The sequence below is a fragment of the Brucella sp. 22210 genome (assembly GCF_052045675.1).
Taxonomy (GTDB): Bacteria; Pseudomonadota; Alphaproteobacteria; order Rhizobiales; family Rhizobiaceae; genus Brucella.
The window spans coordinates 491,424-513,515 of record NZ_JBQEPD010000001.1; the positions used below are offsets into that span (position 1 = coordinate 491,424).

The window sequence follows — 22,092 nt, forward strand, 5'->3', positions numbered from 1 at the left end:
ACTCTTTGCGTATAATCCCAAAAAGTCTGCAACTTTTTGGGATTATGCGTCTCCGCTTCCGGTGCTCGAAAGCCACCATTTTCGCCTGCTCAGGAACGAAATTGGGCGCGTCGGGCCGGCAATTATTTGCCATTTTTTTGGCTGTCTTGATGCGCTAGATACGCCTTGTCACTTACAGGGAGTTGAGGCGTGATCCGGCACATTGTTTTTTTCAGCGTTAAGGAAGGTCAGGATATCGAGACCGTCAGGAAAGGGCTGGAGCAGCTTGCCACCATCCCCTATTCCGAAGTCTTCGAAGTTCTGCCGAATTCCAGGGTCGATCCGATGTGCGACCGCATCGATCTCGTGGTCTATGCCGAGTTCAAGGATGAAGAAGCGCTTTTCGCTTTCAAGAAGCATCCGACCTACGATGCCACGACACAACTCGTGCGCCCGATGCGCGAATTGCGCTTCTCGGCTGACGTGGTTACTGACAAGCGGTAGTTACCACTCCGCTTGCGGTCGCTCCTGAAGCGGCAGGCCGCCAAACAGGTCGGGCTCGCTGGAGATTTTGGCGCGCTCGATATTGAGAAGCTTCAGTTTGGTCGCCGTGCCCCCAGCCGCCGAAAACCCGCCAACCTTGCCGTTGGACCCGAGAACCCGGTGACAGGGCACGATGATCGGAAACGGGTTTTTGCCAAGCGCATAGCCAACCGCCTGTGATAGGCTGACATCGCCAAGCCGTCTCGCAATCGCACCATAGGTGGTGGTTTCACCGGCCTTCAATTCGAGAATGATCTCGTAAACCTGCCGGTTAAGGTCGGGCAGGGATTCGAATGCCAGCGGTGTTTGCGAAAAATCCGGCGATCCTCCGTCGAGAAGCACACGCACTTTTTCAATAGCCTGCGCCACAAAGGCTGGCACATCAGCCTGTGCTGCGGGAAACTGTTCGCCCACCCGCTCGCCAAGACGGTAGCGGGTTTCCTTCTCGTCCGTATCGCCGATTTCGACACCAATGACTTTTGCGCCGCGCCAGGCAATGCCGCACGCGCCGATAGGTGTTTCAAAAATGGTGATTCCAGACGGTTCCATGCGTATCAATATAGCACGGATTTTACGGCTGAACGGCGGTCAGAAACGATAACGTGTAACATTTGCAGCGAATGGCGCTGCGAAATGGTTGAAGAACGCCACGAATAATGATTGTGTGAGCGAGAAGGTCAGGATGGCGGCGTGAGAGATTCCACGCCCTTAAATGGCCAAACGGGTCGCTATAAGTTTCCGTCGCAGTTTTCGCGAGATCGGAACCGAGGAATTTAAATGGACGATTATGAGCGTTATGCCACGGGGTTAATGATCGTTTTCGGCGCGCTGATCATCGGCGGGTTGATGGCGGCAAACCTTTATCATGGCGACAAGCCGGGTTTTCTCTTCGCGCTCGGTGCGGCGGTTGTGGGCTGGTTTTCAGCTTTCGCCGTTCTTTTCGACAAGCCGCGCGTTTATGGCGTGATGATTGCCGTCGCGATCGGGCTGGTGGCGGCTTCCATCGGCGCCTATGTCACCTGAGCAGCCATAAAGATTCCAAGACGGTTTAGAGAAAAGCCCCGCATTGCGGGGCTTTCTTCGTTGGTTGCGGCCTTACAGATAAGGCGAATAGCACTGGCGGCGCGGCCCGTAATTGGGCTGGAAGGTGTTGTCATAGGCGCGATAGGACCGGTAACGGTTGTAGCACCAGCGGACATGCGGATTGCCGCCGCGATAGACTGGCGCCGGGCGGTGACGATAAACCGGGCCCGGTCCCCAGTAACGCCGGTCATGCCGATAATAGGGCCGATAGCGAGGCCGGTCGTAACGCCAATAGCGCCGGTCGCCTCGATAATCGTAATATTGCACGGTCTGCACATTGGGGGCTGAGGTCTGTGCCGACGCGGTGGCCGGTGCCGCCATCAGGGAGGGCTGTGCTGCATTGGCCGTCCCGGCCGCGGCTGAAAGCCCCATGCCAAGCGACAGACATGCGGCAAACAGGGAATAACCAAACCTTTTCATAGGTCGCTCCTAATAAAAGCAAATCATCCGTGCGGAAATTTTGCGTGCCCATTGTGGCGGAGCGGTGGCTTTGAGCGGTCACGATTTCTTTCTGTCCGGCAACAGATCGGTGAGGTGGGTCCGGGTTGGTCGCATTGTCTCGCGGCCTCTTTCTTGGGTGCACATATCGCGTCCTGAAAGCTGATCAATAATTGACATAAAGATATGTTTATGCCATTAAGCGACCTTCTGCGATTATGCATATCAGAATACAGGCGGTACTCTTATGGCGTCTTCTCTCGACGATCTCTTCGGTGCAACGGCTGCAAAGCCGGATGGTTCGGAGGTGCTGGCCGCGCTGACGAAAGCAGCGCGCGAGCGTATTTTGATCCTCGACGGCGCGATGGGAACGCAGATTCAGGGTCTTGGCTTCCATGAAGAGCATTTTCGCGGCGAGCGTTTCGGCGCTTGCGATTGCCAGCTTCAGGGCAATAATGACCTTCTGACGCTGACCCAGCCCAAGGCTATCGAAGAAATCCATTACGCTTACGCTATTGCGGGCGCGGATATTCTCGAAACCAACACATTCTCGTCCACGACGATCGCCCAGGCCGATTACGGCATGGAAGAGCAGGTCTATGAGTTGAACCGCGACGGTGCGCGTCTTGCGCGTCGTGCGGCCCTGCGCGCCGAACAGAAAGACGGTCGCCGCCGCTTCGTTGCCGGTGCGCTTGGACCGACAAACCGTACCGCCTCGCTGTCGCCGGATGTCAATAATCCAGGCTTCCGCGCGGTCACCTTTGACGATCTGCGCATCGCCTATGCCGAGCAGATCCGTGGGCTGATCGATGGTGGTTCCGACATCATCCTGATTGAAACCATTTTCGACACGCTGAATGCGAAGGCCGCCGTCTTCGCTTCGGAGCAAGTGTTCGAAGAGAAGGGCATTTTCCTGCCGGTCATGATTTCCGGCACGATCACCGATCTTTCCGGCCGCACCCTGTCCGGCCAGACGCCAACGGCATTCTGGCATTCGCTGCGTCACGCCAAGCCGTTCACCATCGGTCTCAACTGCGCGCTGGGCGCCAATGCCATGCGCGCTCATTTGGATGAATTGTCGAATATCGCCGATACGTTCATCTGCGCCTATCCGAATGCCGGTCTGCCGAACGAATTTGGCCAGTATGACGAAACGCCGGAAGCGATGGCCGCCCAGATCGAGGGCTTTGCCCGCGACGGTATGGTCAATGTGGTCGGCGGCTGCTGTGGCTCGACGCCGGAACATATCCGCGCCATTGCCGAGGCCGTTGCAAAACACCCGCCGCGCAAGCCTGCCAAGGTTGCGCCGCTGATGCGCCTTTCTGGCCTTGAGCCTTTCACGCTGACCGAGGACATTCCCTTCGTCAATGTCGGCGAGCGCACCAACGTGACCGGCTCCGCCCGCTTCCGCAAGCTGATCAAGGCCGGTGATTTTGCCGCCGCCCTTGATGTGGCGCGCGATCAGGTGGCCAATGGCGCCCAGATCATCGACATCAATATGGATGAAGGCCTGATCGATTCCGAAAAGGCGATGGTCGAATTCCTCAATCTGATCGCTGCCGAGCCGGATATCGCCCGCGTGCCGATCATGATCGACAGCTCCAAATGGGAAGTCATCGAGGCTGGCCTGAAATGCGTTCAGGGCAAGCCGGTGGTCAATTCCATCTCGATGAAGGAAGGCGAGGAAGCCTTCATTCATCACGCCAAGCTCGTGCGCGCCTATGGTGCGGCGGTCGTGGTCATGGCGTTTGACGAGACCGGACAGGCCGATACCGAAGCGCGCAAGATCGAAATCTGTACGCGTGCCTACAAGATACTGACCGAGCAGGTCGGTTTCCCGCCGGAAGACATCATCTTCGATCCGAATATTTTCGCGGTGGCGACGGGTATCGACGAGCACAATAATTATGGTGTCGACTTCATCGAAGCGACCCGGCAGATCATGACGACCTTGCCGCATGTCCATGTATCGGGCGGCGTGTCGAACCTGTCCTTCTCGTTCCGTGGCAATGAGCCGGTGCGCGAGGCAATGCATGCCGTGTTTCTCTATCACGCCATTCAGGCGGGCATGGATATGGGCATCGTCAATGCTGGTCAGCTGGCGGTTTACGATGCCATTGATCCGGAACTGCGCGAGGCCTGCGAAGATGTGGTGCTGAACCGCCGTTCGGATGCGACCGAACGCCTGCTGGAAATCGCCGAACGTTTCCGCGATTCCGGTTCGAAGGAAGCCAAGGCGCAGGATCTCGCCTGGCGCGAATGGCCGGTGGAAAAGCGCCTTGCCCATGCGCTGGTCAACGGCATTACCGAATATATCGAAGCCGATACGGAAGAGGCGCGCCAATCTGCCGAACGGGCGCTTCACGTTATCGAAGGCCCGCTGATGGCTGGCATGAATGTGGTTGGCGATCTGTTTGGCGCGGGCAAGATGTTCCTGCCGCAGGTGGTCAAGTCCGCCCGCGTGATGAAGCAGGCGGTGGCTGTTCTCCTCCCTTACATGGAAGAGGAAAAGCGCCTCAATGGCGGCGAAGAACGCCAGAGCGCCGGCAAGGTGCTGATGGCGACCGTGAAGGGCGACGTGCACGATATCGGCAAGAATATCGTCGGTGTCGTGCTGGCCTGCAACAATTATGAAATCATCGATCTCGGCGTCATGGTGCCTTCGCAGAAGATTCTGCAAGTCGCCCGTGACGAAAAGGTCGATGTCATTGGTCTGTCCGGCCTCATCACGCCATCGCTTGATGAAATGGCGCATGTGGCGGCGGAGATGGAACGCGAAGGTTTCGATATTCCGCTTTTGATCGGCGGGGCGACGACCAGCCGTGTCCATACGGCGGTGAAAATTCATCCGCGTTATGAGCGCGGTCAGGCGGTTTATGTCATCGATGCCAGCCGCGCGGTTGGCGTTGTTTCCAGCCTGCTGTCGCCGGAAGCCAAGGGCGATTATGTCAGTGGCGTTCGTGATGAATATGCGAAGGTCGCTGCCGCTCATGCTCGCAGCGAAGCGGAAAAGCAGCGCCTGCCGATAGCGCGTGCCCGCGCCAATGCGCACAAGCTCGACTGGGACAGCTTTGCTCCGGTAAAGCCGACCTTCACCGGCACGAAGACTTTCGACGATTACGATCTGGCCGAAATCGCGCGCTATATCGACTGGACGCCGTTCTTCCAGACCTGGGAGATGAAAGGGCGTTATCCGGCGATTCTTGAGGACGAAAAGCAGGGCGAGGCCGCGCGCCAGCTCTGGTCCGATGCGCAGGCCATGCTGAAGAAGATCATCGACGAAAAATGGTTCACGCCGAAAGCCGTGGTCGGCTTCTGGCCAGCCAATGCGGTGGGCGACGATATCCGGCTGTTCACCGACGAAAGCCGGAAAGAGGAGCTTGCGACCTTCTTCACCTTGCGCCAGCAGCTTAGCAAGCGCGATGGCCGTCCGAATGTCGCCATGTCCGACTTTGTGGCGCCGGTGGAAAGTGGAAAGCAGGATTATGTCGGCGGCTTCGTCGTTACGGCAGGCATTGGCGAAGTGGCCATTGCCGAGCGTTTCGAGCGCGCCAATGATGATTACTCCGCCATTCTGGTGAAGGCTCTGGCCGACCGTTTTGCCGAAGCCTTTGCAGAACTGATGCATGAGCGCGTGCGCCGCGAATTCTGGGCCTATGCGACGGATGAAACCTATACGCCGGAAGAGCTGATCGGCGAGCCTTATCAGGGTATTCGTCCGGCTCCGGGCTATCCGTCACAGCCGGACCACACCGAAAAGACCACACTGTTCCGTCTGCTTGATGCCACGGCTGAGACCGGTGTGGAACTGACCGAAAGCTACGCCATGTGGCCGGGCTCGTCAGTTTCGGGCCTCTATATCGGCCATCCGGAAAGCTATTATTTCGGTGTGGCCAAGGTGGAGCGCGATCAGGTCGAGGATTATGCGAGCCGCAAGGGCATGAGCGTTCGCGACGTCGAGCGCTGGCTTGCGCCAATCCTCAATTATATTCCCGGCGATGTTGCCGACGAAGCCGCATAGTCGAAGCGACTGTTACAACCAAAAGAAGAGGGCCCTGCGATGCGGGGCCCTCTTTTATTTTAGGCGCTTTTCCGTCGACCATAGCCAGACCTGTTTAAAAACGGCTGTTTTTCAAAAGGTTCCAGCTTTTTTGAAAGCAATCTTTCTGGAGAGGCTTACAGGAAAATGCTATTTAAGGCTGTGCGTTCGAAATTTTGTGAGCGTAAAAGTTGTATTGTGCGTAAGTTATTGAAAACATTATTAGGATGGCAGCAATGAAATGGGAATTGTTATGCGATGCCATGCAGTCTGCGGATAATGCGGACAAACTGTTTGAATATGTAAAAAAATATGCCCGCGAAATCGGCTTTGACCATGTTTCATATGTCATGTCGGTTCCGTCCTTGAATGGGGCGGTCAAATGGGTGCGTCACGAGGACATGCCGAAAGGCTGGACTGAACTTTATACCGCCAAGAAATATGTCGAGGTCGACCCGCTGGTCCGGCTTGGTCTGCACAGTATCGACCCGCTGGTCTGGTCGCCGAAGCTTTTTGCCGACACGCCGCAATTATGGGCCGATCTGCAAAGCTATGGACTGAAGGTGGGCATTTCGCAGCCGTGCTGGGCTGCACAGGGCGTGTTTGGAATGCTGACATTCCTGCGCAGCGGCCTGCCGCTGACCGCAGCCGAGGTCACAGCGCTGCGGCGTCAGTTGCAGATGGTGACCAATCTTCTGCATCTGTCGATGTTCACACTGGTCGATGTGCCGCGAATGAATTGTGCCAGTGAAGTTTGCCTGACGGCGCGTGAGCGTGAAATCCTGCGTTGGACGAGTGAAGGAAAAACTGCCGAGATTATCGGGGCGATCCTCAATATTTCTACGCGTACCGTGAATTTTCATATCAGCAACGTGCTGACCAAGCTTGTTGCCGTGAACAAGGTTCAGGCTGTCGCGAAGGCGCGCACCTTCGGCCTGCTCTGATCCACTCTAAGCCCCGCGGCGGTTTGGCCCGTTGGGTGCTTTCAAGATCTTCCTCTCAAAATGAACGCCTATCCGTCCCGCGCATCGGATGATACCCGTGTGGCACGCAGCTTTTTGAGCAAGAATTTACCCGGCTTTTGCTCCCTAAAAGCGCTAAATATCACAATTTTAGTAGGATTTTCCGCCATTTAAGCGAAATTCCGCTTTTTGCCGGCTGCGCAAGTTTGTTCCCGCCTTGTGGCCAAGACTGCAAGTTTTTCGCGCAGGTTCATCGGAATACGCGAAAGCGTTCTTTCACTTTTGGGCTTCTTTTCACGACAATGCGGCCAACTCAGTCAGGGTACCGATTTCGCTCCGTCAGAACCGTAATCCTGCTTTCTCGTCTCTATCCGGTTTCCGGGAGTAAATGTCGTGCATCATGCATCCCTGACCAAGAACCTGACGCATCTGCAGCGTCTTGAAGCAGAAGCGATCCATATTTTTCGCGAAGTCGCAGCAACCTTTTCCAATCCGGTGATGCTCTATTCGGTGGGCAAGGATTCGTCGGTCATGATGCATCTGGCGATGAAGGCGTTTTATCCAGCACCACCGCCATTTCCCTTTCTGCATGTCGATACGACCTGGAAGTTCCGCGAAATGATCGAGTTTCGCGATGCGCAGGCGCGCGAAAAGGGCTTCGAGCTTCTGGTCCATATCAATGAAGATGGCGTGCGCGATGGCGTCGGCCCTTTCAGCCATGGTTCGAATGTCCATACCCATGTGATGAAGACGGTCGGTCTGCGGCAGGCGCTCGACAAGTACAAGTTCGATGCAGCCTTCGGCGGCGCGCGCCGTGATGAGGAAAAGTCCCGCGCCAAGGAGCGCATTTTCTCGTTCCGCAATGCGCAGCACGGCTGGGACCCGAAGAACCAGCGTCCCGAAATGTGGAAAGTCTACAATACGCGCGTGGCAGCCGGTGAATCGATCCGCGTCTTTCCGCTGTCGAACTGGACCGAACTCGACATCTGGCAGTATATTTTGCAGGAAAATATTCCCATCGTGCCGCTCTATTTTGCAGCCCGCCGCCCGGTGGTGGAGCGCGACGGCATGCTGATCATGGTCGATGATGACCGCATGAAGCTGCGGGATGGTGAAAAGGTTGAAGACCGGCTTGTGCGTTTCCGCACGCTCGGCTGCTACCCCCTGACCGGGGCGATTGAATCCAGCGCCTCAAGCCTCTCGGATATTGTCGAGGAAATGCTGATCGCCCGCACGTCGGAACGTCAGGGCCGTGCGATTGACCGCGATGAAGCGGGTTCCATGGAAAAGAAGAAGCGCGAGGGCTATTTCTGATGAACGCCGCGATAAAGCCCTTGGGCCAGCCTTCCGTAACCAGCGCAGCCGTGACCGCGTTTCTGGCCGATCAGGAACGCAAGACGCTGCTGCGTTTTCTCACCTGCGGCTCCGTCGATGACGGCAAGTCGACGCTGATCGGGCGTCTGCTCTATGACACCAAGCTGATTTTCGAAGACCAGCTTGCCGCGCTCAAGAATGACAGCCGCAAGTTCGGCACGACGGATGATGATTTCGACTTTGCGCTGCTGGTTGACGGTCTGGAAGCCGAGCGCGAGCAGGGCATCACCATCGACGTCGCCTATCGGTTCTTTTCGACGCCGCGCCGCAAGTTCATCGTCGCCGATACGCCGGGCCATGCGCAATATACGCGCAATATGGCGACGGGCGCTTCGACCGCCGATCTGGCCGTGGTGCTGATCGATGCGCGGCAGGGCGTGCTGACGCAGACGCGCCGTCATTCCTTCATCGCCTCGCTGCTTGGCATTCGCCATATCGTGCTGGCGGTTAACAAGATCGACCTCGTCGATTTCTCGCAGGAAGCGTTCGACCGCATCGTTGCCGATTATATGAGCTTCGCCAAAGACCTTGGTTTTGCCAGCATCCAGCCGATCCCGCTTTCGGCGCGTTTCGGCGACAATGTCACCAGCCTGTCGCCGCGCATCGGCTGGTATCAGGGGCCGCATCTGCTGGAACATCTGGAAACTGTGCGCATCGATACGGAAGCCGCAGCCAAACCGTTTCGTTTCCCGGTGCAATATGTGAACCGGCCCAATCTGGATTTCCGCGGCTTTTCCGGCACGGTAGCCTCCGGTTCGATTGCGGCGGGCGACACGGTTGTCGTGGCCAAATCGGGCAAGCAGTCGCGCGTGAAGCGTATCGCCACCTATGACGGTGATCTGCCTCGTGCCTCGGAAGGCCAGGCTGTCACGCTGGTGCTCGAAGACGAGATTGAGGTTTCGCGCGGGAATATGCTGGTTGGCGCAGAAGCGCGACCGGACGTGGCGGATCGCTTCGCGGCCAATATTGTCTGGTTCGGCGAAGACGCCTTGCAGCCGGGACGCTCCTATCTCTTGCGCACGGAGACCGACCAGACGCCGGTGACGGTGAGTGAAATCAAGTATCGGACGGATGTGAACACATTTGCGCGCGAGGATGCGGCGCGTCTCGATCTCAACGAAGTCGGCTTCTGCTATCTCCAGACGGCGGACCCGATTGTGCTCGACCCTTATGCCGACAACCGCGTTACCGGCGCTTTTGTGCTGATCGACCGTGTGTCCAATGCGACGGTCGGCGCAGGCATGATCGACAGCGCGCTTCGTCAAGCGACCAATGTGCATTTGCAGGCTTTCGACCTCGACAGCAAGGCGCGGGCCGCACAGAAATTCCAGAAGCCGGCGGTGCTCTGGTTTACCGGCCTTTCCGGTTCGGGCAAGTCCACCATCGCCAACCGGCTGGAACAGCGCCTTCACGCGCTCGGCAAGCACACTTATCTGCTGGATGGCGACAATGTCCGCCATGGCCTCAACAGCGATCTCGGCTTTTCCGATGCGGACCGGGCGGAAAATATCCGCCGCGTCGGCGAAGTGGCGCGGCTGATGGCAGATGCCGGGCTGATCACGCTGGTTTCGTTCATTTCTCCGTTCCGCTCCGAGCGCGACACCGTGCGTGCGCGAGTCCCGGAAGGGGAGTTCATCGAAATCTTCGTCGATACGCCGATTGAGGAATGCATTGCGCGCGACCCGAAAGGCCTCTATGCGCAAGCGCTGCGCGGTGAAATCAAGTCCTTTACGGGCATCGATTCGCCTTACGAAGCGCCGGTTTCGCCAGAACTGCGTCTCGATACGACGGGGCGCAATGTTGACGAACTGGTCGCGGAAGTAGAAAAGTATCTGGCCGAACGCGGTGTCATCGGCAGTTATGGTAGCGATTCCTGGTCGATCTGAGCGATGAACATTCCAGCCTCTCCCAAAGCAGACCCCAACGGCGCAGCCTTGCTCGCCGTTTTTGAAGAGGCCGTTCTTGAGGCTGGCCGGGTCATCATGAAGCATTATGTCGATGGCTGTGCCGTCGAGCGCAAAAAGGATGAATCGCCTGTCACCGAGGCAGACCGTGCCGCCGAGGCGATCATCCTCGCGGCATTGTCGTCGGTAGCACCCGATATCCCGGTTGTGGCGGAGGAAGAGGTGTCTGCCGGTCGGCTTCCAGCTCATCTCGGACGGCGCTTTCTGCTCGTTGATCCCCTCGACGGCACCCGGGAATTTCTGCTGCGCAATGGCGATTTTACCGTCAATATCGGCCTGATTGAAGATGGTGTGCCGGTCGCGGGCATTGTCTACGCTCCGGCCCGCAATCTGCTGTTTACGGGTGCGGGCAACCGCGCCGAGGAAGCGGAAACGACTGCGGATCACAAGATCATCCGCCGCCGTGCAATCCGGGCGCGGGCGGTTGCCGAGCAACGCATTGCTGTTTGCAGCCGGTCGCATAATACGCCTGAAACCGAGCATTTCCTGCAAGCAAACCAGATTTCCGGTCATGTCTCGGTCGGCTCGTCCCTGAAGTTCTGCCTGATTGCGCGCGGTGAGGCGGACATTTATCCGCGTTTTGCGCCAACGATGGAATGGGATACGGCGGCAGGTGATGCGGTGATGCGTGCGGCAGGCGGCATGACCGCCACCATCGACGGTAAGCCGTTTGTCTATGGACAGCGCGCCGGGCAGGGCGTGAAGGGCTTCGCCAATCCGCACTTCGTCGCTTATGGCGCAGGCTTTACGCCGGTCTTTCCAGCCGAAGTGCTCTGATCCTGTGACATTTATGAGCGGTCGCGATTGTGACCGCAAAAAAACTGCATCATGCTCTTGCGGCATCAAAAATGCAGCGTTATAAGCCGCCTCAACGGTCGCACCGTCTGGTTGCGACCAACTGGTTCGGAGTGTAGCGCAGCCTGGTAGCGCACCTCGTTCGGGACGAGGGGGTCGGAGGTTCGAATCCTCTCACTCCGACCATTCAGATGCTGGAAGCTGTTCCCGATTTTCCAGAAACCTCTTCTCTTCACGAATATGTGTTTAACGCTTTCGGTCGAAAACCGACATGCGCATGAACTCGCCGTCATATTCCGCGAGCGCAACAAGGCGTGCGCGATCGAGAATCTCGACCCGGTTTGAGCGGAAGAGGACGAGCCCTTCCTCGCGCAGATCCCGCAACATGCGATTGAGGTGGATCGGCGTCAGTCCCAGCGCATCGGCCAGCTGATATTGCGTCAGGGGACAATAATAGGAATCGGGATCGTCGATACAGCAGGCTTTGACCCGGTCCGACAATTCCAGCAGCAGATGTGCGGTGCGCACAAAGGCACTGCGGCGACCGACATTGGTCAGATGCTCAATCAGCATGGCGCGTTGTCGCGACAAAAGCTCGATGAAGATCATTGCCAGACGTGGAACACGCCGGATCGCGCTTTCGAGCGAAGCCAGTGGAATTTCAATGACTTTCATCGGTGTGATGGCGGATATCGTATTGTAGCTATAGCCATCTGCGGTGCGAAGGCCGATGAAATCGCAACGCATCGGAAAGTCGATGATCTGCCTCTGGCCGCCGGACAGATCGCGATAGACACAGCCCCAGCCGGACACGACCATATGCACGTTTCTGACGCGCTCACCCTGTTCTATGATGACGGTATCGGTGGTAAAATTGTTTTCCGTGATGACAAGAGAAGCCAAAGCACCAATCGCATGCGCATCAAGGTCCGCCAGAATCGGAGAAGATTCCAGTAAGTCGATCAGCACCCCCACCGAAGGTGCCGCAATGCCTCTACCACTATGCATAACACTTCCGTACTAAACGAAAGATATAGTTTTATATCTTCCTGCTGTTTAAGTCGCTCTTACGGACAACATAAATTTTCGAACTTGCTAACATAAATTAATGACATGATTGCTTTGAGGTAGCAATATTAGCCTATGGAATGGCGGGAATTCGTCAATATAAGTCATAAGCATCATTTAAATACCGATCTTGCGGCGGGGCAGGACCGGCGGATCACTGTGTAGGAGTTAGTAAACCTTCGTGCCGGGGAGACGCGCCGATGTTGGATGCCAGGGGTGCCAGCCTGTGGGCTGTACCGAAAGAACGAGACAATGGAGCGGTTGGTGTCGGCGTTCTACCGAACAGTGACCGCCATCTGCTACTCGTATGCAAAAGCAATCTGGAGCGGGAGTGCCTTTTCAACGGCCTCCTGATGAATGGGCTGAAAATGCCGGTGACGTGCTACGCCTTTGTAGAGCAGGCGAAGGCGTTCAACGGCAGTGCTGTCATTTTGCTGCATATCGGCGCCAAGCGGCTTGCCGATCCGTTCTTCTCCGAAGAAATCCGCTCCCTCGTGGAAATGTGGTCACCATCGCCGATTGTGCTTCTCGCCGAACGTGAGGAATGGGCGCAGGTGGTGCGGGCCATGGAAATCGGCGCAAGAGGCTATATCCCCACCTCGGTCGATGTTCGTGTCTGCGTCGAGGCCATTCATCTCGCCAGCGCGGGCGGCATGTATATTCCTGCTTCCATGGCCATCAAGTCGCCGCCGCCCGATATCGATGAGGATGTGCTGGGCGAATTGCTGACCGCGCGCGAAATCGAGGTGGTGCATGCGATTCGCATTGGTCGCTCCAACAAGGTGATCGCTTTCGAACTTGGCATGAGCGAAGGCACTGTGAAGGCGCATGTCCATAACATCATGCGCAAGATCGGCGCAGCCAACCGGACCGAAGTGGCCTGCAAGCTGCACAATATGTACAACAGCACTTTGGGCGACGATTGAGCGGTTTCGATTGTCCGTCCGCGATCCCTGTATTCCCGGCTAAAGTATTTCCAGCAAAAGTGCGAAGCGGTTTTGCGTAGGATAATGCGTGAAAACAAAACAGGCTGCGAAAACGGTGCAGATAGGCATAGGCGGTTGCTTTCTCTCCGAAAACAGAGACATTACAGGCTCGCAATTCTAACAAACTCAGCGCGGGCAAAAAATGCAGCTTACCCCTCGTCACAATGCAATTCTGGACCTTGCCCGCCGTCAGGGGCAGGTTCTGGTGGACGATCTGGCTGCGGCTTTTGATGTCACGCCGCAAACCGTGCGCAAGGATCTCAACGATCTGTGCCGCGCACGCCTGCTGCGCCGCATTCATGGCGGCGCGCTTTATCCCTCCGGCGTTGAGAATATGGAATATGAGGCCCGCCGCCGGATCGCCGCCAACGAGAAGGAATCGATCGGCAGGGCGGCAGCCGAAATCATCCCCGATGGCGCGTCCCTGTTCATCAATATCGGCACCACGACCGAAGCTGTCAGCCATGCCCTGATCGACCATAGCGAATTGATGGTCATCACCAACAACATCAATGTCGCCAATACGCTTCGTGTGCACACTTCCATCGAAGTGGTCATTGCCGGCGGTGTGGTCCGCTCGTCCGACGGCGGTATTGTGGGCGAGGCGGCAGTGGACTTCATTCGCCAGTTCAAGGTTGATTATGCCATCATCGGCGCTTCGGCCATGGACGAAGACGGTGCGCTGCTCGATTTCGATTTCCGCGAAGTGAAAGTCGCGCAGGCGATCATCGCCAATGCGCGCCATGTTATCCTCGTTTCCGATTCCACCAAGCTGGAACGCACGGCACCGGTGCGCATTGGCCATATTTCGCAGATCAACACCTTCATCACCGACCGCTGCTCATCGCAGCAGCTGCGCGATTTGTGCGTGGAACATGAGGTTGAGCTGATTGAAACCCTTAATGATAGCGGGGCGGCGACCAAAGCGGGGTAGTTTCGTTTATTTTCGCTTTGCTTTCGTATTAAATAGTTTTATATTCGCTTTGGTGTTCTGAGGCGCGTCGGGTGACGCGCGTTAAAATGAATGTTCGAGCGTCTGTCTGCTGCAAACGCTCTGAAAGCCGCTTTCAAGGTTTGCCATGGCGCAGGAAAAAATATTCGACATTTTCGTTATTGGTGGCGGCATCAACGGATGCGGCATTGCGCGCGACGCGATCGGGCGCGGCTTTTCTGTTTTCCTGGCGGAAATGAACGATCTGGCGAGCGGCACTTCCTCCCGCGCCACCAAGCTGATCCATGGCGGCCTGCGTTATCTGGAGCATTACGAGTTTCGTCTGGTGCGCGAGGCGCTGATGGAACGTGAGGTTCTATGGGCCAATGCGCCGCATATCATCCATCCGATGCGCTTTGTGCTGCCCTATCATAAGGGCGGGGTGCGCCCGGCATGGCTGCTGCGGCTTGGTCTGTTTCTCTACGATCATCTGGGGGGTCGCAAGAAACTCCCGGCGACGCGCACGCTGAATATGCGCACTGACCCTGCTGCTCAGCCGCTGAAGCCGCTTTTCACCAAGGCATTCGAATATTCCGATTGCTGGGTCGATGATGCCCGTTTCGTAGCGCTGACCGCGCGCGATGCATCAGACCGTGGCGCGTCCATTCGCACCCGGACCAAGGTGGTGGCCGCACGGCGCGACAGTCAGGGCTGGACAATCACGATTGAGAACGCCGACACCGGACATCAGGAAAAAATCCGCGCGCGTTTGCTGGTCAATGCCGCCGGTCCGTGGGCCGATAAGGTTTTGCAGGGTGTCGAAGGCGACCGCCAGTTGCACAATGTGCGTCTGGTGCAGGGTAGCCATATCGTGGTGCGCAAGAAGTTTGCCGATCCGCGCTCTTATTTCTTCCAGAACAATGATGGGCGCATCATCTTTGCGATCCCCTATGAAGATGATTTCACCCTGATCGGAACCACCGATCAGGACTATAAGGGCGATCCCGCCAAGGTGGCGATCACTGAAGCCGAAACAGAATATCTGTGTGCTGCAGCAAGCGAATATTTCGCCGAACCTGTGCGGCGCGAAGATGTGGTCTGGACCTATTCGGGTGTGCGTCCGCTCTATGATGACGGCGCCAGCAAGGCGCAGGAAGCAACGCGCGACTATGTTCTGAAAGACGACGCGCCAGCCGGTCTCGCACCGCTCATCAATGTCTTCGGCGGCAAGCTGACGACAGCGCGCAAGCTTGCCGAACATATGCTGGAAAAGATTGAGCATCATCTGGGCAAGAAGGGTGCGCCATGGACTCATGCGGCAGCACTGCCCGGTGGTGATTTCAAGGAAGTTGCTTTCGACAGCGAGTTAAAGAAAGTACAGGCTGCCTATCCATTTTTGTCGCCAGCCCATGCCCGCCGCCTGTTCCGGCTCTATGGAACGCGTGTTCATGTGCTGCTCCGCAAGGCCGCATCGCTCGCTGATCTTGGTCGCCATTTCGGCGCTGATCTCTATGAGGCTGAAGTCTCCTATCTCATTGAAAATGAATGGGCTTGCACGGCGGAAGATATTCTGTGGCGTCGCACCAAGCTTGGCTTGCGCCTCAGTGCCGCAGAGGCGGAAGCATTGAATAATTTCATTCAAAACAAAGAAAAAACCTTGTCACCATTTATTGCGGGTTCCTAATAGCAATCAAATGATTGTAATTTTCAATTATTCTTCTTTAAGATAGTTTACTCATGTACTTTAAGACTTTTTATACTTAAAAATTTATAAATATTACTTTTAGAATGCGGTGCGGATACTGATCGATTCCTCCCGATACAGCTCGGACTGGTGTATTTTTGTCCGGGTGGCATCAACTAGATTGGTTCCGCACCGTTTATAAAAACACACCTCTCACGAGGTGCATACCTCCTGATAAGTACTAACCTCCCAAAGACCACATTTCACGGCCCGGCGATTATTTCTGCCGGGCCGTCTTTGTTTCTTCGCTTTGACGATGCGCTTGCCAGTTGTGGGGGAACAGGCCATTATCAGTGGGAACGTGCCTGGCAGGACTGTTTAGCGGTTCTGTTGTCCGGGAATGTTCAAGGCGAATTCAGCGGTTCCAGCCTTCCTGGGAGGAGAAAGATGGGTGCACCGCAAGAGAGAGTTCATGCGGACCGCGTTCTGTCCGAAATCCACGCCGGCGGTTCTGCCCGCTCGGCGCTGGTCGCGTCGTGGCAGCGTTCTGCCGAACTGCACAAGCTCGACCCTGCCGATCCGGGCACCGTGCGCACGCTTTCCGAAAGGGAGTTCCGCACCGCGCATGAGCGGGTGGAGCGACTGGTCAGCGTGGCGCAGGCCAGTATGGATCGCCTTTACATGGCGGTCGGCGGCGTCGGCTGCTGCGTGCTTCTGGCCGATAGTGAAGGTGTGCCGGTAGAGCGCCGCGGTGCGGCAAGCGACGACGACACGTTCTATCGCTGGGGCCTGTGGACGGGCGCGGTGTGGAGCGAGGAATGCGAAGGCACCAATGGCATCGGCACCTGTATCGTTGAACAGCGTGCGCTCACCATCCATCGCGACCAGCACTTTCACTCACGCAATATCGGGCTGTCCTGCACGGTGGCGCCGATCCACGATCACCAGGGCCGCCTTATGGCTGCGCTCGATGTTTCATCCTGCCGTTCTGATCTGACGGAAGCCTTTGCGCAGCTCATCTCTGTGGCGGTGATCGATGCGGCGCGGCGGATCGAGGCGGAAAACTTCCGGCAGGCTTTTCCAAAGGCCCGCATCATGCTGGCTCCAAGCGTGGACCGCAGCGGCGGTGCTTTGATCGCCGTTGACAAGGACGATCTGGTCATTGGCGCAACACGGGCTGCGCGTCTGGCGCTTGGTCTCGACGATGTGGCGCTGGCGGGCCCGCTGCCTGCTGCCGATATTCTCGGCTGGAATGCCGACCCGCGCGAGGACATGGCGGAGTCGGAACGCGGGGTCATCCTGCGTGCGCTGGCCCGTGCGGAGGGGAATATTTCTGCCGCCGCAGTGCTTCTGGGCATCAGCCGGGCCACGCTGCACCGCAAGCTCAATCGCCTCAAGATCATCCGCCCGCATTGATCCCTTTGCAAAATCACCTGACGCAACTGTCTCAATATTGCGACACATGATCTTGCGAGCGTGAAAACACGGGATGACTCTCCCCCGCTATCGCGCGATCCTCCTTGTCGAAGCGCTGTAGGAGCAGCGTCATTTCGGGAGGAGAATACCATGAATAAGGTTGAATTCAGCCGGACGGTGAAGCCGGCTTTTGCCAAACGTTATGGAAACTTCATCGGCGGCAAATGGGTTGAACCCAAGTCTGGCCGCTATTTCGAAAATACCTCGCCGGTCAATGGTCAGGTTCTGTGCGAAGTGGCACGGTCCGACGCTGCGGATGTTGAAGCAGCGCTTGATGCCGCTCATGCCGCCAAGGACGCATGGGGCCGCACCAGTGCAGCCGAACGCGCGCTGATCCTCAACCGCATTGCCGACCGCATCGAAGAAAATCTGCCTGCGCTCGCTGCTGCCGAAACATGGGACAATGGCAAGCCGATCCGTGAAACCACCGCTGCGGATCTTCCGCTGGCCGTCGATCACTTCCGCTATTTTGCCGGTGTCATCCGCGCACAGGAAGGCGGCATTTCGGAAATCGACCATGACACGGTTGCCTATCACTTCCACGAGCCGCTGGGCGTTGTCGGCCAGATCATTCCGTGGAACTTCCCGATCCTGATGGCGGTTTGGAAGCTGGCTCCGGCACTCGCCGCTGGCAATTGCGTGGTGCTGAAGCCTGCCGAACAGACCCCGGCCTCGATCCTCGTCCTGATGGAACTGATTGCCGATCTGCTGCCGGCAGGCGTGATCAACGTCGTCAATGGCTTCGGTCTTGAAGCGGGCAAGCCGCTGGCATCCAGCCCCCGCATCGCCAAGATCGCATTCACCGGCGAAACCACGACCGGTCGCCTCATCATGCAATATGCCAGCCAGAACCTCATTCCGGTTACGCTGGAGCTTGGCGGCAAGTCGCCCAACATCTTCTTCAAGGATGTGGCTGCCGAAGATGACGACTTCCTCGACAAGGCCATTGAAGGCTTCGTCATGTTCGCCCTCAATCAGGGTGAAGTCTGCACCTGTCCGAGCCGTGCGCTTGTCCATGAATCGATCTACGACAAGTTCATGGAAAAGGCGCTGAAGCGTGTGGAAGCCATCGTGCAAGGCGATCCGCTCGATCCGGCAACGATGATCGGCGCGCAGGCCTCGAGCGAGCAGCTTGAGAAGATCCTGAGCTATCTCGACATCGGTCGTCAGGAAGGCGCGGAAGTGCTGACGGGCGGTGAACGCAATGTTCTGCCGGGCGATCTGGCTGGCGGTTATTACGTCAAGCCGACCGTGTTCAAGGGCAACAACAAGATGCGTATCTTCCAGGAAGAAATCTTCGGACCGGTCGTGTCCGTTGCGACATTCAAGGACGATGCGGAAGCGCTGTCGATTGCCAATGACACGCTCTACGGTCTCGGTGCCGGTATCTGGACCCGTGACGGTACGCGGGCCTATCGCTTCGGTCGCGCTATTCAGGCGGGCCGTGTATGGACCAACTGCTACCATGCCTATCCGGCCCACGCGGCCTTCGGTGGTTACAAGCAGTCAGGCATCGGTCGCGAAAACCATCTGAAGATGCTGGAGCATTACCAGAACACCAAGAACATGCTGGTGAGCTACAGCCCGAAGAAACTCGGCTTCTTCTAAAGCATGTCGCGGAAAAGTGGGAACCGGTTTTCCGATCACGACATGCGTATAAACTAAGTGCGTTATATTCAGGCTATGGCGGCCTGCAAACGGCATTCTTCTCCGCTTCCGGTGCTCACGTACCTTTAAGTACGCTCCGCTCCGGTTCTCGAAGAACACCATTTTCGGCACGCCATAGCCAGAATCTAATCACCCCTTGTCCTCGTCGCTGGGCGTGCTGCAAAGCGGGGAATTAACGTCTCCGCATTGCGTCTAATCAAAGCGTACTTACGTCTTCCAGGTCAGTATTGCGTTGGAAGAACGGCATCGGTTCACCCTCCCAGGGGACTGCGAAGGGGCCTGGGCGAAAATGCCCGGGCAACCCTTGAATGGTCCTGAAAGCTGCATTGCGCGGCAAGCTGGACGCGGCACCCGGGTGCGCCATATTCCTGTTACTCATTTCTTCCGACCCGTATCGGGAAACAGCTTGAAAGAAACTCAATTCGATAACGAAGGAGAGACTTCATGGCCAAGACAATGAAAGCAGCAGTGGTACGAGCATTTGGCAAGCCGTTGACAATCGACGAGGTGCCGATACCCGAACCGGGACCGGGACAGATACAGGTTGCCATTCAGGCGTCCGGCGTCTGCCACACCGATCTTCATGCCGCCGAAGGCGACTGGCCGGTGAAGCCCAATCCGCCATTTATCCCCGGACATGAGGGCGTGGGTTTCGTGTCGGGCGTGGGTGCTGGCGTCAAGCATGTGAAGGAAGGCGATCGCGTTGGCGTTCCATGGCTTTATACGGCCTGCGGTCATTGCCGCCACTGCCTCGGTGGCTGGGAGACGCTCTGCGAGGAACAGCTCAATACCGGCTATTCGGTCAATGGCGGCTTCGGGCAATATGTGGTTGCTGATCCGAATTTCGTCGGCCATTTGCCGAAGAATGCCGATTTCAACGAAATCGCGCCGGTGCTCTGTGCCGGTGTTACGGTCTATAAGGGCCTCAAGGTGACAGACACCAAACCGGGCGATTGGGTGGTGATCTCCGGCGTTGGCGGTCTCGGCCATATGGCGGTGCAATATGCCAAGGCCATGGGAATGAACGTTGCCGCCGTCGATATCGACGACAAGAAACTCGAACTGGCTCGCAAGCTTGGCGCGACGGTGACGGTCAATGCCAAGACCAACAAGGATCCGGCAGCCTATATCAAGAAGGAAACCGATGGCGGCGCGCAAGGCGTGCTGGTGACAGCGGTTTCGCCTATCGCATTCGAACAGGCGCTTGGCATGGTGGCGCGCGGCGGCACGGTGGCGCTGAACGGCTTGCCGCCGGGCGATTTCCCGCTGTCAATCTTCAACATGGTGCTGAACGGCGTCACCGTGCGCGGTTCCATCGTCGGCACCCGGCTTGATTTGCAGGAATCGCTCGATTTTGCTGCCGACGGCAAGGTCAAGGCGACCATCCGCACCGAGAAACTGGAAAATGTTAATTCCATCTTCGATGATATGCGCAAGGGCAACATCGAAGGCCGCGTCGTGATGGATCTGACGCAGTAAAGCGTGCAGGATAGACGTTACATGTTCTGAACGGGCGGACCTGTTTCGCCCGTTCTCATGCGAGGGAGGAGAGAATGTTGCAAGAAAACCCGCAAAAGGGTTCTGCGAGGAATCCTGAAACGAACGCTGGCGACGACGGCAAGGGCCAGGTCAGCGCCACGCCTGCCGCGCTTGATCTCATTGCCGAATTGCAGGCGGAATATGGGCCGATCATGTTCCATCAGTCGGGCGGCTGTTGCGACGGTTCTTCACCGATGTGCTATCCGCAGGGCGAGTTTGTCGTCGGAGACAATGATGTCAAACTGGGCGAAATTGGCGGCGCGCCGGTCTATATCAGCGGCCCGCAATATGAAGTCTGGAAGCACACTGAACTCATCATCGATGTCGTTCCGGGGCGCGGGGGCATGTTTTCGCTCGATAACGGGCGCGAAGTGCGTTTTTTGACGCGATCCCGCATATGTTCCATTCCCTGAAGCGTTTGGCCTTTTCGTTATCCGACGAACAGGTTAGAGCATTTCCAACAAAAGCGTGTAGCGGTTTTGTGTTTGGGACTGCGCAAGAATAGCGAACGCTTCGAGGAGGAAGACGATCCCATATGGCTGCAACAGGCAAAAGAGCGACGATACACGATGTGGCGCGTCTGGCAGGCGTGTCGATCAAGACCGTTTCGCGTGTTTATAACGACGAACCGAATGTGCGCGAGGCAATCCGCGAAAAGGTGCGCGAAGTGGGGCAGGAGCTGCGCTATCGGCCCAATGCGGCGGCGCGCAATCTGGTGGAACGACGTTCGCATCTGATCGGTCTTTTCTTCGAAAACCCCAGTTCCAGCTATGTGACGGAATTGCAGATGGGCGCGCTGGAGCGCCTGCGCGGCACGCGCTATCGCCTGCTGATCTTTCCGGTCGAGAACCGCGCCGATATTCGTGGGGCGCTGATCGAAACCGCCCATGCGTCAGGCCTCGACGGCATCATCGTGACGCCGCCCATGTCGGACGATCCGGAAATTTTGCAGGAGCTTTCAGCCTCGGCCATGCCGTTTGCGCGCGTGGCGGGCGACGTCAATGTGCATCCGACCGATAGTGTTTCCATCGACGACGAAGCAGCAACCGTCGACCTGATGGAGTATCTTCTGAAGCTCGGCCACAGGAAGATTGCCATCATCATTGGCGACCCGACCCACCGCTCTGCTGAATTGCGACTGGCCGGTTATCGCCGGGCGCTGGAAGCGGCTGGGATCGAGCGCAATCCCGATTACGAAGCGCAAGGCGGCTTCAGCTTTGCCAGCGGTCTTGTGGCGGGAAAGAAACTTCTGTCACTCGAAAATCGTCCGACGGCGATCTTCGCCTCCAATGACGATATGGCGGCGGCAGTGGTGCAAATGGCGCATGACCACAAACTGTCGGTTCCGGGCGATCTCACCGTGGTCGGTTTCGATGACAGCTCGATTGCCAGCATGGTGTCACCGCAGATCACCACCGTGCGCCAGCCGATCTTCGAAATGACGCGTGGTGCAGCCGATATGCTGTTGAACCATATCGAGAATGGCCAGACCTCACCGGCCCGAAAGATCGACTACAAGCTGATTATTCGCCAGTCTGCCGGCAAAGCGCCGGCATAAACACC

At 57.1% G+C, this 22,092-nt stretch carries 18 protein-coding genes and 1 tRNA gene; 16 read left to right on the forward strand and 3 right to left on the reverse strand.

What is annotated here, in order from left to right; genetic code table 11:
* Positions 1 to 189 precede the first annotated feature (189 nt).
* Entirely contained in the window at positions 190 to 483 is a 294-nt protein-coding gene (locus ACTJKP_RS02310; protein ID WP_440629542.1) for a Dabb family protein, read from the forward strand.
* Here the strand turns inward: ACTJKP_RS02310 and ACTJKP_RS02315 are convergent, their stop codons facing one another.
* Positions 484 to 1,071 (reverse strand): methylated-DNA--[protein]-cysteine S-methyltransferase, encoded by a 588-nt coding sequence (locus ACTJKP_RS02315; RefSeq protein ID WP_440629543.1) that lies wholly within the window; start codon positions 1,069 to 1,071, stop codon positions 484 to 486. It abuts the gene before it with no gap.
* 228 nt (positions 1,072 to 1,299) lie between these two features.
* Here ACTJKP_RS02315 and ACTJKP_RS02320 point away from each other — a divergent pair, with 228 nt between their 5' ends.
* The gene (locus ACTJKP_RS02320; RefSeq protein WP_006465911.1) at positions 1,300 to 1,545 is read left to right on the forward strand and encodes a hypothetical protein; all 246 of its coding nucleotides are present in this window, start codon (positions 1,300 to 1,302) and stop codon (positions 1,543 to 1,545) included.
* A 72-nt stretch (positions 1,546 to 1,617) separates the two neighbouring features.
* Here ACTJKP_RS02320 and ACTJKP_RS02325 read toward each other — a convergent pair whose 3' ends face one another.
* Entirely contained in the window at positions 1,618 to 2,025 is a 408-nt protein-coding gene (locus tag ACTJKP_RS02325) for a BA14K family protein (RefSeq protein WP_440629544.1), read from the reverse strand.
* Between the two features lie 265 nt (positions 2,026 to 2,290).
* On the opposite strand from ACTJKP_RS02325, the gene metH reads away from it, so the two are divergent.
* From metH to ACTJKP_RS02355, 6 genes are all read left to right on the forward strand, one after another.
* Positions 2,291 to 6,064: a methionine synthase gene (gene metH, locus ACTJKP_RS02330; RefSeq protein WP_440629545.1), complete on the forward strand. Its 3,774-nt coding sequence runs from the start codon at positions 2,291 to 2,293 to the stop codon at positions 6,062 to 6,064.
* 254 nt (positions 6,065 to 6,318) lie between these two features.
* The gene (locus tag ACTJKP_RS02335; RefSeq protein WP_440629546.1) at positions 6,319 to 7,026 is read left to right on the forward strand and encodes a LuxR family transcriptional regulator; all 708 of its coding nucleotides are present in this window, start codon (positions 6,319 to 6,321) and stop codon (positions 7,024 to 7,026) included.
* 411 nt (positions 7,027 to 7,437) lie between these two features.
* Positions 7,438 to 8,358: a sulfate adenylyltransferase subunit CysD gene (gene cysD / locus ACTJKP_RS02340; protein ID WP_078339611.1), complete on the forward strand. Its 921-nt coding sequence runs from the start codon at positions 7,438 to 7,440 to the stop codon at positions 8,356 to 8,358.
* On the forward strand, positions 8,358 to 10,304 hold the full coding sequence (gene cysN, locus ACTJKP_RS02345) for a sulfate adenylyltransferase subunit CysN (protein WP_078339610.1): 1,947 nt from the start codon (positions 8,358 to 8,360) through the stop codon (positions 10,302 to 10,304). Before cysD ends, cysN begins: the two co-directional genes overlap by 1 nt.
* Before the next feature lie 3 nt (positions 10,305 to 10,307).
* A complete protein-coding gene (cysQ, locus tag ACTJKP_RS02350; RefSeq protein ID WP_440629547.1) occupies positions 10,308 to 11,159 on the forward strand; it encodes a 3'(2'),5'-bisphosphate nucleotidase CysQ in 852 nt (283 codons plus the stop codon).
* A 127-nt stretch (positions 11,160 to 11,286) separates the two neighbouring features.
* Positions 11,287 to 11,363 (forward strand) — tRNA-Pro (locus ACTJKP_RS02355).
* A 60-nt stretch (positions 11,364 to 11,423) separates the two neighbouring features.
* Here the strand turns inward: ACTJKP_RS02355 and ACTJKP_RS02360 are convergent.
* Positions 11,424 to 12,185 (reverse strand): Crp/Fnr family transcriptional regulator, encoded by a 762-nt coding sequence (locus tag ACTJKP_RS02360; RefSeq protein ID WP_440629548.1) that lies wholly within the window; start codon positions 12,183 to 12,185, stop codon positions 11,424 to 11,426.
* A 260-nt stretch (positions 12,186 to 12,445) separates the two neighbouring features.
* Here ACTJKP_RS02360 and ACTJKP_RS02365 point away from each other — a divergent pair, with 260 nt between their 5' ends.
* The 8 genes from ACTJKP_RS02365 (at position 12,446) to ACTJKP_RS02400 (ending at position 22,087) form a co-directional block, all read left to right on the forward strand.
* Positions 12,446 to 13,171, forward strand: coding sequence for a response regulator transcription factor (locus ACTJKP_RS02365; protein WP_078339607.1), 726 nt, complete (start codon positions 12,446 to 12,448; stop codon positions 13,169 to 13,171).
* A 202-nt stretch (positions 13,172 to 13,373) separates the two neighbouring features.
* Entirely contained in the window at positions 13,374 to 14,165 is a 792-nt protein-coding gene (locus tag ACTJKP_RS02370; protein WP_440629549.1) for a DeoR/GlpR family DNA-binding transcription regulator, read from the forward strand.
* Positions 14,166 to 14,310: 145 nt separating this feature from the next.
* The gene (gene glpD, locus ACTJKP_RS02375; RefSeq protein ID WP_440629550.1) at positions 14,311 to 15,846 is read left to right on the forward strand and encodes a glycerol-3-phosphate dehydrogenase; all 1,536 of its coding nucleotides are present in this window, start codon (positions 14,311 to 14,313) and stop codon (positions 15,844 to 15,846) included.
* 447 nt (positions 15,847 to 16,293) lie between these two features.
* Complete coding sequence (locus ACTJKP_RS02380; RefSeq protein ID WP_440629551.1) at positions 16,294 to 17,262, forward strand: GAF domain-containing protein; 969 nt, start codon at positions 16,294 to 16,296, stop codon at positions 17,260 to 17,262.
* Positions 17,263 to 17,412: 150 nt separating this feature from the next.
* Positions 17,413 to 18,930: an aldehyde dehydrogenase gene (gene adh, locus ACTJKP_RS02385; protein ID WP_078339603.1), complete on the forward strand. Its 1,518-nt coding sequence runs from the start codon at positions 17,413 to 17,415 to the stop codon at positions 18,928 to 18,930.
* Between the two features lie 504 nt (positions 18,931 to 19,434).
* Positions 19,435 to 20,469, forward strand: a complete 1,035-nt coding sequence (gene adhP / locus ACTJKP_RS02390; RefSeq protein ID WP_078339602.1) for an alcohol dehydrogenase AdhP — start codon at positions 19,435 to 19,437, stop codon at positions 20,467 to 20,469.
* A 74-nt stretch (positions 20,470 to 20,543) separates the two neighbouring features.
* Complete coding sequence (locus ACTJKP_RS02395; protein ID WP_078339601.1) at positions 20,544 to 20,942, forward strand: DUF779 domain-containing protein; 399 nt, start codon at positions 20,544 to 20,546, stop codon at positions 20,940 to 20,942.
* Positions 20,943 to 21,064: 122 nt separating this feature from the next.
* Positions 21,065 to 22,087, forward strand: a complete 1,023-nt coding sequence (locus ACTJKP_RS02400) for a LacI family DNA-binding transcriptional regulator (protein WP_151588673.1) — start codon at positions 21,065 to 21,067, stop codon at positions 22,085 to 22,087.
* Positions 22,088 to 22,092 lie beyond the last annotated feature (5 nt).